At 57.0% G+C, this 13,597-nt stretch carries 14 protein-coding genes; 7 read left to right on the plus strand and 7 right to left on the minus strand.

The window, feature by feature from the left end:
• Position 1 precedes the first annotated feature (1 nt).
• Positions 2-952, plus strand: coding sequence for an ABC transporter ATP-binding protein (locus tag HS105_04765; GenBank protein MBE7515912.1), 951 nt, complete (start codon positions 2-4; stop codon positions 950-952).
• Here the strand turns inward: HS105_04765 and HS105_04770 are convergent.
• On the minus strand, positions 924-3,668 hold the full coding sequence (locus HS105_04770; protein MBE7515913.1) for a hypothetical protein: 2,745 nt from the start codon (positions 3,666-3,668) through the stop codon (positions 924-926). The two genes, HS105_04765 and HS105_04770, sit on opposite strands and share 29 nt — an antisense overlap.
• A 148-nt stretch (positions 3,669-3,816) precedes the next feature.
• On the opposite strand from HS105_04770, the gene HS105_04775 reads away from it, so the two are divergent.
• Positions 3,817-4,674: an RluA family pseudouridine synthase gene (locus HS105_04775; protein ID MBE7515914.1), complete on the plus strand. Its 858-nt coding sequence runs from the start codon at positions 3,817-3,819 to the stop codon at positions 4,672-4,674.
• Positions 4,675-4,692: 18 nt separating this feature from the next.
• Here HS105_04775 and HS105_04780 read toward each other — a convergent pair whose 3' ends face one another.
• The 6 genes from HS105_04780 to pyrR all read right to left on the minus strand — a co-directional run bounded on the left by HS105_04780 (position 4,693) and on the right by pyrR (position 9,684).
• Entirely contained in the window at positions 4,693-5,448 is a 756-nt protein-coding gene (locus HS105_04780) for a TerC family protein (GenBank protein ID MBE7515915.1), read from the minus strand.
• Between the two features lie 5 nt (positions 5,449-5,453).
• A complete protein-coding gene (locus tag HS105_04785) occupies positions 5,454-5,975 on the minus strand; it encodes a hypothetical protein (protein MBE7515916.1) in 522 nt (173 codons plus the stop codon).
• A 264-nt stretch (positions 5,976-6,239) separates the two neighbouring features.
• Positions 6,240-6,380 carry a hypothetical protein gene (locus HS105_04790; GenBank protein ID MBE7515917.1) on the minus strand — a complete coding sequence of 47 codons (141 nt, stop codon included), beginning with the start codon at positions 6,378-6,380 and terminating at the stop codon, positions 6,240-6,242.
• Positions 6,381-6,744: 364 nt separating this feature from the next.
• Positions 6,745-8,061: a dihydroorotase gene (locus HS105_04795; protein ID MBE7515918.1), complete on the minus strand. Its 1,317-nt coding sequence runs from the start codon at positions 8,059-8,061 to the stop codon at positions 6,745-6,747.
• 25 nt (positions 8,062-8,086) lie between these two features.
• Entirely contained in the window at positions 8,087-9,094 is a 1,008-nt protein-coding gene (locus HS105_04800; protein MBE7515919.1) for an aspartate carbamoyltransferase catalytic subunit, read from the minus strand.
• Positions 9,095-9,135: 41 nt separating this feature from the next.
• The gene (gene pyrR, locus HS105_04805; protein ID MBE7515920.1) at positions 9,136-9,684 is read right to left on the minus strand and encodes a bifunctional pyr operon transcriptional regulator/uracil phosphoribosyltransferase PyrR; all 549 of its coding nucleotides are present in this window, start codon (positions 9,682-9,684) and stop codon (positions 9,136-9,138) included.
• A 68-nt stretch (positions 9,685-9,752) separates the two neighbouring features.
• On the opposite strand from pyrR, the gene HS105_04810 reads away from it, so the two are divergent.
• The 5 genes from HS105_04810 to fabD all read left to right on the plus strand — a co-directional run bounded on the left by HS105_04810 (position 9,753) and on the right by fabD (position 13,590).
• On the plus strand, positions 9,753-10,814 hold the full coding sequence (locus tag HS105_04810; protein MBE7515921.1) for a quinone-dependent dihydroorotate dehydrogenase: 1,062 nt from the start codon (positions 9,753-9,755) through the stop codon (positions 10,812-10,814).
• A gap of 80 nt (positions 10,815-10,894) precedes the next feature.
• On the plus strand, positions 10,895-11,404 hold the full coding sequence (locus HS105_04815; protein ID MBE7515922.1) for a DUF177 domain-containing protein: 510 nt from the start codon (positions 10,895-10,897) through the stop codon (positions 11,402-11,404).
• A gap of 65 nt (positions 11,405-11,469) precedes the next feature.
• A complete protein-coding gene (gene rpmF / locus HS105_04820) occupies positions 11,470-11,655 on the plus strand; it encodes a 50S ribosomal protein L32 (protein ID MBE7515923.1) in 186 nt (61 codons plus the stop codon).
• A gap of 10 nt (positions 11,656-11,665) precedes the next feature.
• Positions 11,666-12,652: a ketoacyl-ACP synthase III gene (locus tag HS105_04825; GenBank protein MBE7515924.1), complete on the plus strand. Its 987-nt coding sequence runs from the start codon at positions 11,666-11,668 to the stop codon at positions 12,650-12,652.
• 5 nt (positions 12,653-12,657) lie between these two features.
• Entirely contained in the window at positions 12,658-13,590 is a 933-nt protein-coding gene (fabD, locus tag HS105_04830; GenBank protein MBE7515925.1) for an ACP S-malonyltransferase, read from the plus strand.
• The last annotated feature ends 7 nt before the right edge of the window (positions 13,591-13,597 follow it).

Consider the following 13,597-nt stretch of genomic DNA (forward strand, 5'->3'; position numbering starts at 1 on the left):
TATGGAATACGCAGTCGAGATAAACGGACTTTCGAAGCAGTATGAGACGGGCTTTTGGCGGAAAAAGCGTGTGCTTGCCCTCGATGGCCTCACGTTGAACGTCCGCGCCGGGCAGATCTTCGGATTTCTTGGCGGAAACGGCGCAGGCAAGACCACAACGATCAAGACATTGATGCGGCTGCAGTTCCCGACGGCCGGTTCTGCAAAGATACTCGGCCGCGATATCGGTGATGTCGCTATGCATCGCCGCATCGGCTATTGTCCCGAGAATCCGTATTTTTACGACTATTTGACCGCGTTCGAGCTGCTGAATTACTTTGCAGAACTATTCGGATCTACAAAACAGCAGCGACAGGCGAGAGCAGAGGAACTGCTTTACGCAGTAGGCCTGCAGGAAAAGGATTGGCACCGCCAGCTTCGAAAATTCTCGAAGGGAATGCTCCAGCGCGTAGGGCTTGCGCAGGCGTTGATCAACGATCCTGAGGTCATCTTTATGGATGAGCCGATGAGCGGCCTCGACCCTGTGGGACGCCGTGAGATCCGGGAACTTATCGCAGGCCTGCGTGACAAGGGCAAGACGGTCTTTATGTCAACGCACATTCTTACAGACATCGAGGCCCTTTGCGACGAAGTTGCGATCCTTCGCGGCGGTAGGCTTGCGGCGTTCGGCGACCTAAACGAGCTGCTGATCGGAGCGGGCGATGAGCGCGGGCTTGAGATCATTGTTAAAGGAGTTACGGCTGATGCGATCCGTGAGCGTATAGAGTTCGTTGCCGGAGCCGTGCTTGTCTCGAAGCCGAAAGGTGTTACGATCACCATCCTCGACGAATCGGATATCGACGCCGTGCTCGCCATTACCCGAGAAGCAGGCGGCAGGCTGATCTCCATACATCCTGTAAAGCAGTCGCTCGAAGAACTGTTCGTTACGCAGGCTCATTCGGAAGTGAAGTAACCGCTTCGGCCGGAAGTATCTCGTCAAAAGCACTTCTGATGGCCAATCGATGAAGCGTAAGCTGTTCGAGAAGCTCGGGCGGCGAAGCGATCCGCATTCCGGCACATATCAAGCCGAGTGTCGCCGCATCGGCGGACGGCAAAACCGTTCGACGTCCAAGCGTCAGCCTCAAGGCGTGGTCAAGCTCGGAAAGGAAACTGTATCCCGAACTCAGGTCCGAATACTGCTGAGTTGAAAGCGAGCCTGCCGATCTCAGACGCTCAAGCATAGCGATCGTCGAGCGGTCGAGTGCCTCGTCCGGAACGTTGTCGCGAAGCTGAAGGTATCGCATCGCGAAATAGACGTCCAGCATTCCGCCTGCTGCGTATTTGATATCAATATCAGAGGAGCGGCGGCCGAACTGCTTTCGTTCTTCGAGAGCGATCCGCATACGGCGTGATTCGGTGCGGAACGCATCTGCGTCGATACTGCGTGCGCGCTCGTGCAGAATGCCGCGCATCTCGCGTTCGACGTTGTCGCTCAGGCTTGGGTCGCCGCCGACACTTCGGAGCTTGACGAAGGCAAGCATTTCCCAGACAGCGGCAGTTTCTCTCATATAATCGAGAAACGCATCGATCGAGATGGCGCTCGGCCCATTCGTGCCGAATGGCCGCAGCCGCAGATCGACGCGATAAAGATTGCCGTTTCTTGTCATCGACGAGAGTGCGTTCGTAAAAAGTTCGACCGCGCGTGAATAGAATTCGGGCGGCGACAGCTCACCGATCTGCCGGCTCGGGTCGAAATAGACGAGCACCAGATCGAGGTCGGAGCCGTAATCGAGGCCGCCGCCGCCGAGTTTGCCGAGTGCGAGTACGGCGAGTTCGAACTCGATCGGCACGGGCATCGAACGGTGTGCAAGTTCGCGTTCGACGGCAAAAAGTGCGGCTTTGATGCTTGCTTCCGCAAGCAGGGTCTGTCGGCGTTTGGCTTCCTTTATATCGATCTCGCCCAAAAGATCAGCGGCTGCGATGCCGATGAGCAGCTGCGGCCAACGTGTGCGAAGAGCCGTCAGCCGAGTGCCGAAATCGCGGGCTTCCTCGACCGCGTCCAGCAATTCGGCCTCGAAGTCAGGTGTTTCCGCCATCTCGGTACGGCTCGGTATGGCTTCGGCCAGGGCGGGCAAGGCCGCGATCATTTCGGAGAGGAACAGCGAAGACGCCTCGATCTTTGCAATAACAGCGGCCTGTTCGTCATCAAGGTCGAGTTGGGCGGCGTCGATCGCCTCTCGGATCGGTGTTCGACGGTCTTGTGTGCGATCCAAGCGGCCTTCGCCGCGTGTCGGCATCAGCGGCACGGCAGGCGCGTCCTCTGTGCCGAAGATCCGTATGAATACAGCCGACACACGGCCGCAGTGGCGCGTCAACGCAGCGTCGAACTCGCTGCTTGCGGCAAAGCCGAGACGCCGTGCAAGAAGGTTAAGCTTTTCGTTATCGGTCGGGAGTTCGTGAGTTTGCAGGCCGTTCTCCATCTGAAGGACGTGTTCGGTCTTTCGCAGGAATGCGTACGCCGCAGCAAGGCCGGTAAGCTCTTCGCTTGAGATCAAGCGGCGGTCGGCAAGGCGATCGAGGCTAATGAGCGTGTGGGGCATACGAAGCCAAGCGTCGCGTCCGCCGTGTGCACGCTGGAGGGCCTGTGCGATGAATTCGATCTCCCGTATGCCTCCGCGGCCGAGTTTTACGTCGAATCCGCGGCGATCAAGCCGTGATATATCTATCTTTTCCTTTGAACGCCGCACATTATCGAGTGCAGCGGCGACATCTTCATCCAGCGGATAGATAAGCGGCTCGGCAGCCGCGTAGAACCGCGAAAACACCTTCGCATCACCTGCGGCGGGACGCGAACGCACAAGCACTTGCCGCTCCCACGGACGTGCTTCGTTCTTGTAATACGCGATGGTGTCGGTCAGCGACATTGCAAGCGAACCGAGCGTGCCGTAGGGCCGCAGCCGCATATCGACCCGGTAAGCTGCTTCGGTCGTGTCGCGTCCGACGAGTTTAATGACGATCTCGGCGAGCTTTATGAAGTATTCGCGATTGGTGATCTGCCCCTTTGTTCCGTTGCCTGCCGTCTTGCCCTCGTTCGAGTAAATGAAAAGCAGGTCGATGTCAGAAGAATAGTTAAGCTCGCGCGAACCGAGCTTGCCCAAGGCAACGATGCAGATATCGGAGCGCGCGGCGCGGCCTTTTTCGTTCGTTTCCTGCGGTGCTCCATAACGGTTATCGGCCTCGCGGCGGGCTTGTTCAAGTGCCGATCCTAGGATCGCATCGGCAAGGTTAGATATCTCTTCGGTGATCTCGGCGATCGTAGCGAGCGAGCGGATGTCGCGCAGATAAATGCGCAGGAGTTCGCGGCGGCGGAACCGCGCATACATCGCCGGCGTATCAAGCTGCGAATTCGTGAGGGCGAAACGTGCGAGCGACTCGGACATTTCCTGCCTGCCGCGCACGCCGCTGTCGAGGCGGCGGCGTTCGAGCCACCAGAAGTATTCGGGATGCCGGAGCAGCGTTGTTGCGAGAAGCGGGCTGTAAGAAACGATCGTAAGCACGTCCGCGAGCAACGCTTCCTTTCGCCGCAGCTTCGCGAGCGCGGAGGGATGACGCTCTTCGAGGCGTTTGATAAAGCTTTGCGCGGCTTCCTTGTCGGGAAGGCCGTCGATCAGATGCTGCTCATTCGTCATACGCTGCGGCGTGTCGGTTAAATATTGTACCGAAAAGCCTTTTGTCCGACCAGAATTGTTTCCGCATCCGGTTTCATCGTACGGCTTTTTCACCTGTTCGCACGCGATGCGGCGGTGTATGTGCGGCCACTTGCTATAATGGCGAGCGATGGAAGAGCGTCATTTGATAGTTGTGCCCGACGAACTGCGAAAGATGCGGCTTGAGGACGCGCTTCTCACTCTTTTTCCGCGCGTGAGCAAGATGTACATACGCGAGCTTGTACGCGGCGGCCGTTGCGAGGTGAACGGACGCGAAGAGAACATCGGCCGGCGGCTTCGGGCGGGTGATCTGATCGAGATCGATGTTGATGCGGCTCGCGGTACGGCGATGCGGCCCGAGGTGATGGCGCTGGACATCGTGTTCGAGGACGCGCACATACTTGTCGTGAACAAACCTGCGGGTATGCTGATGCATCCGTCGCACCGCGAGAACACACGGACGCTGCTCAACGGCGTCGTCCACCATCTTAATGACGGCCGTGAACGGATCATTCGTCCGGGACTTCCGCATCGCCTTGATAAACAGACCTCAGGGCTTGTTGTGATCGCAAAAACGCCGAAAGCCCACCGCAGGCTGTCGGCCGGCTTTATGCGCAAGCTGGTCGAGAAGCGTTACCTCGCGGTTGTGGAAGGCATCGTAACGGCTGATTCGGACACGATCTTTGCTCCGATCGGCAGGTACGCGGAATTGAAACATTGGAGCGTAAAGGACGACGGCAAACATTCGGAATCGCGCTTTCTTGTGCGTGAACGCCGCTATGACACGACGCTTCTTGAGCTTGAACCCGTTACGGGCCGCACCAATCAGCTGCGTATCCACTGCGAATTGATCGGCCATCCGATCGTAGGCGACATTGAACGCGGCGGCCGGCGTGCCGAACGCCTTTTCCTGCATGCTTTTCGTCTTTGCTTCAAGCATCCGGCAACCGGCGAGATGATGGAATTCGAACGCGCGGCCGAGTTCTGAAGCCCGCGGCCGCACATCCTATGCCGAGGGTTCGCGATCCGGCGTGTACGACGTATGGAGCTGTACGGCATCGGTCGTCTTTCTGATGCGAAGGTTCAGCATCTCGACAAAGACCGAGAAAGCCATCGCGAAATAGACGTAGCCTTTTGGAATATGAAAGCCGAGGCCGTCAGCGATTAGCGTAAGGCCGATCATCAGCAGAAAGGCGAGGGCAAGCATCTTGACGGACGGATGGCGCAGAACAAAGGCGCCGATCGGCCCTGCAAAGAGCATCATCGCGATGATCGCGACAACGACCGCTGCGATCATTACCCAAATGTTGTTCGACATACCGATGGCCGTAATGACCGAATCGAGCGAGAATACGATGTCGAGCAGCATTATTTGAATGATGACCGCGGCAAAACCCGAATAGAACGAGCGCCGCTGTTCGCCTTCCGAGGCTTCGAGCGAACCGTGTATCTCGTGCGTACTCTTAAAGATAAGGAAAAGGCCGCCGACGAGAAGTATTATGCTGCGGCCCGAGAATTCAACACCCGCGACCGTGAAAAGCGGCGCGACAAGGCCCATCATCCACGTAAGCGAGAGCAGCAGCAGGACGCGCATCACGAGTGCGAGCGCAAGGCCTATAAAGCGAGCTCGCGGCTGATCCGCTTCGGGCAGTTTGCCCGAAAGTATCGAGATAAAGATGATATTGTCGATGCCGAGGACGAGTTCGAGCACCGAAAGCGTGATGAACGCGAGCCAGATCTGGGGATCAGTTATCCACTCCATACAGTTCAATCTTCAGTGCCGACCGCTTTGCAGGGTTTTGACGGAGCTTCATCTGCAAGCTTTCGTGCCGTTTCGTTCTGCTTTGCCGCAGGCTTTACGATGTCGGTAATGCACGACTCTTTCGGCCCGACCTTTGCGACCATAAGGTAAGAAATTCGTTTCGTATCATCGACATCGCCCGCGACGTTAAAGCGTGCGATCAAGGCGAACGGAACACCGCGCCTGACGCGCCATTCTATCTTTTCACCGATCGCCGAAAATGCGCTGAAAAACTCGTTCAACCTCAAGCGGAGCGTCTTTTTTGCCGGTGTTATGACGTTCAATGTCTGCCGCAGGTCGCCTTCGATAAGTTCGAGCTTGTAGCCGCTGACGCCGGGACACGTTCCGATGTACTCACCGCCGTCGCTGTCGCCCGCATCGCGCTCCTTGCAGGCCTTTTCAGATGTGCTCGTGTAAATGCTCCGAACCTGTGCCGAGGCAAGCCCGGCAAGCAGGAATATGAATGCCGCAATGGTTATTTGTTTCATACGATCGCCTCTGTGGCTTGGTAGATGTTAGCAAAATTGCCGCAAAAGCTGTATCGGCCGCGGTGTACTTGCGATGATTCGCACGATCTGCACGAATCTCGGCGAATTTGCCGCCCGCTCGTGCCGAATTATCAAACTTAGCGGTTGAATCTCGGCCACGCCATAAATGGCGTGGCTAAGCCCGGACGTGCCGCGTGTTTCACAAGCTTGGTTGTTCGTCGTTTACATTCTACACATTCCGTTACGCTGCATATGCAGCTAATGTTATTTGATGTGCTTCGCACATCGGCCGGCACAGCCCGAAAGTGTCGTGATAACGATGATGTTGCCCAACCAAAGCATCGGCTCGAACGGCGGCAACGTCACAAACGCGATCCAAATATTCGGGTCAAATATCCATTCCATAAGTTGCGTGTGGTAATTCGCTAACTCGCTCGGCCAGGGCCGTTCGATGGCGCATTCCGTCGCTTAGCTACGGCCTCTAGGCCGTGGTAAGCTCTTTCACTCGATTGAGGGCGATCGCGGCATAAAGCGGTTTGAATTTCCACTAGCTTTAGCTAGTGGATAGGCTGCCTTCAAACTTTCGGGCTTTAGCCCAATGATCCAAACAGTCTGTTGGGCTTAAGCCCAAGCCCTTTCCTGCCTTTGTCCTCCACTAGCTAAAGCTAGTGGCAATTCTAAAAGCAAAAGCTAAAGCCAGCGGCAATTCAAAAAGCAAAAAGCTGCCGGCAAGTCAGGGCGCGAGTCTTTGGTTTATCTTGCTGCCGGTTCAAGGCAGTCTGAACGCGATCCGGCCGGAGATGATCGTCGCGACGGCTTTGCCGGTGAAGGCACGGCCGTCAAACGGCGTGTTCTTCGACTTCGAACGCGAGTCGGCGACGCTGAATTTCCACGCGTGATCGGGGTCGAGGATCGTGATGTCGGCGATGGAACCGGGAGCGAGCGACCCGCGGCCTTCGAGGCCGAAGATGCGTGCGGGATTCGTTGAGCAGAGTTCGACAAGCCTTTCAATGCCGATGACGCCGGTGTGGACGAGCCTTTCGAACGCGAGGCCGACCGCGGTCTCAAGCCCCGTGATGCCGAACGGCGCACGATCGTATTCGAGCGCCTTTTCGTCGGCGTGGTGCGGTGCGTGGTCGGTCGCGATCGCGTCGATGGTGCCGTCGGCTATCGCTTCGACGACGGCTTGACGGTGCTGTTCGCTGCGAAGCGGCGGTGCCATTTTTGTGTTCGTATCGTACGCGGAATCAGGCGAATGCCCGTCGCCCAGGCCCGCGACAGCCTCGTCAGTCAGCGTAAAGTGATGCGGCGTTACCTCGCACGTAACGCGAATGCCTTCCTGCTTCGCACGTCTGACCGCTTCGACCGCACCCTTTGTCGAAACGTGTGCGATGTGAATATGCGCACCTGTTTCCTTCGCAAGCAAAAGGTCGCGTACGACATCGACTTCCTCCGCCAAGGCGGGCATTCCTTTTAGTCCGAGCAGCAGCGAGATGCGGCCTTCGTGCATAACGCCGCCCGCGGAGAGGGACTTGTCCTCGCAATGATCTATCACCGGCAGCGAGAAATCCGCCGCGTACTGCATAGCCCGCCGCATAATGCCCGCGCTCGCCACAGGCCGGCCGTCATCCGAAACCGCAACGGCTCCGGCCGCCTTCATCTCGCCCATTTCTGCAAGTTCACTGCCCGCGGAATCCTTTGTAACGGCGCCGATGGGGAAGACGTTGGCGAGGCCCGCACGCTCGGCCTGCTCGATCATATATCGCGTGATCGCCGCGTTGTCGTTGACGGGATCGGTATTCGGCATCGGACAAACGCTTGTCCATCCGCCGGCGACGGCCGCGGCGCAGCCCGACGCGATCGTCTCCTTGTGCTCGTGGCCCGGCTCACGCAAATGTACGTGCATATCGATAAAACCCGGAGCAACGACAAGGCCGCCTGCGTCAAAAACTTCGCAGCCCTCGGGCGCTGCTTCGCCGGGCGAGAGCAGCGCCGCGATGCGTCCGTCCTCGATCAGCAGGCTGCGGCCGCCGTTCACTTGTGCGGAAGGATCAATGACATGGCCGTTCGTTATCAGTAGTTTCATCGTGTCGTGCTGCCGTTGAACGCGGCTAAGGTGCGGTCGGGCTGCCTCCTGTCGCAAGGTAAAGCACCGCCATGCGTACCGCGACGCCGTATTTTACTTGGTCGAGGATCAGCGAACGGGAACTGTCGGCAACCTCCGATGCTATCTCGATGCCGCGGTTCATCGGCCCGGGATGCAGGACGATAGCGTCACGCTTTGCAAGGCTCAAACGCTCATTCGTCAAGCCGTAATGGATCGAATACTCGCTCAGGCTCGGGAAGAACGCGGCGTCCTGGCGTTCGCGCTGTATGCGAAGGATCATAACGACGTCGGCCCCATCTATCGCCTGCTCGATACTGCCGCAAACCGTGAGCGGCGGCTCCGCGCTTCGACCTTCCGCGTCATGCATCCGGTTGTCCGTGAGTGAAGCAAAGTTCTTCGGGACCAGCGTGCCCGGGCCTGCGACACGCACACGCGAGCCGAGCTTTGTAAGCAAATGGATGTTGGATCGCGCGACGCGGCTGTGAAGAATGTCGCCGATGATCGCGACCTCAAGCCCGCCGAAACCGCCTTTGCGTTCGCGGATCGTCATCGCATCGAGCAAAGCCTGTGTCGGATGTTCGTTGGCACCGTCGCCCGCGTTGACTATCGCCGCGCGGCTCACCTTTGCAAGCTGATGCGGCACGCCCGCCGAAGAATGACGTACGACGATGCAGTCAGGCGCCATCGCGTCGAGGTTCAACGCCGTGTCGAGCAGCGTTTCGCCTTTCGTTACGCTGGATGAGGCGACGCTGATGTTCACTGCATCCGCCGAGAGCCGCTTCGCCGCAAGCTCGAACGAGGTGCGTGTTCGCGTGGAATTCTCAAAGAAAAGGTTTATCACCGTCTTGCCGCGAAGCGCCGGCACCTTCTTGACCTCGCGTTCGGAAATTTCGCTGAATGTTTCCGCTGTGTCGAGAATGCCCACGATCGCCTCGGGCGTTAGGCTGCGTATGCCAAGCAGATCGCGTCTGCGGAATGGTTTTTCGTCCTTTGTGTGAAAATCAGCACTCATCGCACAAGAAAAAAAGCAAGGCATTTAACCTTGCTTCGTATTCAAGCCGGCCTTTCGAAGATACCAACTGCCTCGACCTCGTCGAACTCCTTGAGCATCACCTTTATGATCTCGCTTTGCTTTGTCGAGACATGCGTGCCGACAAAATCAGCTTGGATCGGCAGCTCGCGATGTTCGCGGCCGCGATCAACAAGCACGGCAAGCTGTACTTTGCGCGGCCTGCCGAAATCCATAAGCTGATCGAGCGCGGCTCGGATCGTCCGGCCCGTATAAAGTACGTCATCGACGAGGATGATATTCTTGCCTTCGATATCCTCGGCAAGCTCGGTCCGGTTCACGACCGGATTGGCCCCGACCGTCGAAAGGTCGTCGCGGTACAATGTTATGTCGAGTATGCCGTATGCGGGGCGATGGCCTTCGAGAGCTTCGATGTTGTCGCGTAAACGCTCGGCGAGCGGCACTCCGCGGCGGCGGATCCCGACAAGATAAAGGTCGGGAGCACCGTTAGTTTTCTCGACGATCTCTGTCGCAAGACGCCGAAGAGCTCGCTTGATCGCCGTAGAATCCATGATGCGGGTCTTTTCGACCAGAGTAAATTCGTCTCCCATTCGATGCAAATCGTAACAAAGCCTACTAGAATCGACAAACGGTGGGATCGATCTGGGAGAAAATAATACGTCGTGCGATGTTCTCGCTCGATGCGGAACGGGCACACGAGCTTGGTGCGCTGGCATTGCGCAGCGGTGTCGCCGGCGCTCTCGCAGGTGCGTTCGAGCCGGACGAGATCTTGCGGACCGACGCGTTCGGGCTGTCGTTCAAAACGCCGCTCGGCATCGCCGCGGGCTTCGATAAGAACGGCGTGCTGATCGATGCACTCGCCGCTCTCGGCTTTGGCTTTGTCGAGGCCGGAACCGTGACCTTCCGCCCGCAGGACGGCAACGCCAAGCCGCGGCTGTTTCGCTTGCCGGATGACGAAGCACTTATCAATCGCCTTGGTTTTAACAATGCGGGAGCCGAAGCGGTTGCCGCAAATATCAAAAGATCGGCCCGCAATTGCGTTATCGGCGTAAATATCGGCAAAAACCGCGATGTGCCGAACGAAGAGGCCGCCGAGAACTATCTTGCCGCCTTTGAGATGGTTCATCCTGCCGCCGACTATATTGCCGTGAATATCTCGTCGCCGAATACGCCGAAATTACGTGAACTTCAGCAGGCAGAGAGCCTTGATGAACTGCTTGCGGCTTTGCAGCGCAGGAACGCGGAGCTTGGCCGCAAGCCTCTGTTAGTGAAGATCGCTCCTGACCTGACAGGTGACCAGATACGAGCCGCCGCCGCCGCCTGTCTCAAGCACGAGATCGACGCCATTATCGCAACGAACACGACCATTTCGCGTGAAGGGCTGAGGACACGCGATCCTGCACAGCTCGGTGAGGGCGGGCTTTCGGGGCGGCCGCTGCGTGAACGGTCGAACGCTGTGATCGCGGAGATTTTTCGGTACACCGATGGGAAGTTGCCGATCGTCGGCGTCGGCGGCATCTTTAATGCGGCAGACGCGCTCGAGAAGATAACGTCCGGCGCTTCGCTGATTCAGGCGTACACGGGCTTTGTCTATAACGGACCGAGCTTTGCGCGGCACGTCGCGGGCGGGCTTGCGGAATTGCTGAAGGAGCACGGATATGCACGTCTCACTGACGCGGTCGGAGCCGCCGTTAAACGCTAAGCATTTGTTTGACACGAATTGCTGAGCCGCTATAATTAAACTTTTGCTTTTAGCGGGCGGTCCCGTGAGATCGCAAGAAGATGATCATTGAACTTGCAAGCGTTACCGAAAGGCCGAAGGTGATCGAGCGGGCCTTTACCGAAGGCGAGATCGACCTTGACCTCGAGGATGCAAAGGCGGTGGGCCGAACCGATCTTCACGGCGTTGCTCAACGCATCGAAGGGAAAGCTCACATTTCGGGCCGATTGACCGCGAATGTTGAATTCGCCTGTGTGCGCTGCTTGCAGACGACATTGTTTAAGATAGATGCGGAGTTCGATGATGTTTTTATCGAGCCGGATGCCGAAGGCGAAACGGATGTTTCGCTCGAAGCGGAAGAACTTGATGAAAGCTACGCGCTTGATGGCAGAATTGACATTGCCGAGGCCGTACGTGAGCAGATCATTCTCGCTTTGCCCGACCGGCCGCTGTGCGGCGAAGATTGTAAAGGTTTGTGTCCGAAGTGTGGAACGGACCTTAATTTGATAAAATGTAATTGTATTACATCTGATACGGACCCTCGCTGGGCCGCTCTTAAGCAGATCCGCTGACGGAATGAAAGCAGTGCATTAAACAGAGCGATAATAGGCCCCGCGGCAGTTTTTTTGAGGTAAAGATGCCAAATCCGAAACGACGACATTCACATGCACGCACCCGTACGCGCCGAGCGCACGATGCTCTGAGCACGCCCCAGTTCTATATTGATAAGGACTCGGGTGAGGCAAAGGTGCCGCATCGCATTGACACAAAGACGGGTACCTATAAGGGCCGCAAGATCATCAACGTCAAAGAAAGCGAATAATATTTAGTTCATGACTGACCTACGTGCGGGCATCATCGGCATGGGACATTCTTATCCCGACGGCATTCTTACCAATGCCGATCTGGAAAAGCTTGTCGATACCAACGATGAATGGATAACTACGCGTACCGGGATCAAGCAGCGCCATAAGGCTGCTCCGGACGAATATACGTCGCAGTTCGGCGTCAAAGCGGCGCTTCAGGCGATCGAGCGTTCAGGCCTTAAGCCCGAGGATATCGACGTTATAGTTTGTGCGACGACAACGCCGGATCAGATATTGCCTTCGACGGGAGCTCTCATTCAAGCAAAGATCGGGGCTGTCAATGCGGCCGGCATGGACGTTTTTGCGGCGTGTTCCGGGTTTTTGTACGGTATAACGATGGTTGAATCGATGATCCGTACCGGTGCGATCAAGTATGCGTTGGTCATCGGTGCTGAGGTCTTGACGAAGTACGTCGATTACACCGACCGCACAACGTGCGTCATCTTCGGCGATGGCGCGGGTGCCGCTGTCCTTGGGCCTGTGACGGGCGGTAAGGGCATTCTGGCAACAAAGATCAAGTCGGACGGCCGCTACGAAGAGCAGCTTTACTCGCCCGGCGGCGGAACGAAGCTGGGGACGACCCATGAGACGATCGATAATCGCGATCATTTCTTCAAAATGAAGGGAAATGAGCTGTTCAAGGTCGCGGTTCGTTCAATGGCAGATATTTCGGCCGAAATGATCGAAAAGGCCGGGTTGACCATTGATGATATCGACCTTGTGATACCGCATCAGGCCAATCAGCGCATCACCGACGCGGTTGCTTCGCGTTTGGGTGTTCCTGATGAAAAGGTATATTCGAATATTGCGGAGCACGGCAACACTTCATCGGCATCCATACCGATCGCGATGGATGAGTGCATCGAGGCCGGAAGGATCAAAGAGGGCACGATCGTGCTTCTCACAGCCTTTGGCGGCGGTGTCACTTGGGGCGGTACCGTGATCAGATTTTAGACCGAATGTCCAAGACCGCGTATATTTTTCCCGGCCAAGGCAGCCAGTCGGTCGGAATGGGGAAAGACCTTTACGACACATTCCCCGCAGCACGAAGTGTTTTTGAGGAAGCTGATGATGCGTTAGGCTTCAGCTTGTCCGACCTGTGCTTTTCAGGTGATGAGTCGGAACTTCAGCTAACGGCGAATACCCAGCCGGCGATATTGACAGTGTCGGTTGCCGCGTATCGTGCGGCGATCGCTGAAGGTTTGGCCGTACCGGCGGTTGCGGCAGGACACAGCCTCGGCGAATATTCGGCGCTTGTTGCCGCCGGTATGATGGAATTTTCGGATGCGGTCCGTACTGTACGGCTCCGAGGCACGTATATGCAGGAAGCGGTGCCTGTCGGCGTCGGCGCAATGGCCGCCATCCTCGGACTCGGCATTGAGGAGGTTGATGCCGGATGCAGCGAGGCGGCTGAAGGCATGGTTTGCAGTGCTGCAAATATCAATTCGCCGTCGCAGATCGTTATCGCGGGAAATGCCGAAGCCGTAGAACGCGCGTGCGTGATATTAAAGGAAAAAGGTGCGAAAAGGGCCATTATGCTGAATGTTTCCGCACCGTTCCACTGTGCGCTGATGATGCCTGCGCAAGAGAGGCTTGCGGCAGATCTCGCAAAAGTGAATTTTAGGGACGGAGCGTATCCGGTCGTCCACAATGTCGATGCCGGGCCGAATTCGCGAGGGGCGGCGGCAGCCGATAAACTGATTCGGCAGGTGTCGTCGCCGGTCAGATGGCTCGAGTCGGTCAAAGGGTTGATAGCTTCCGGCGTTGATAATTTTGTCGAGATCGGGCCGGGAAAGGTGCTTACCGGGCTTGTACGACAGATCGACCGCGAAGTAAGATACGCAAATATCGAAAATACCGAAGGGTTGAATTCTGCGTTGGATAATAATTAGAAAGAGG

The organism is Chloracidobacterium sp., assembly GCA_015075585.1.
Classification (GTDB): Bacteria; Acidobacteriota; Blastocatellia; order Pyrinomonadales; family Pyrinomonadaceae; genus OLB17.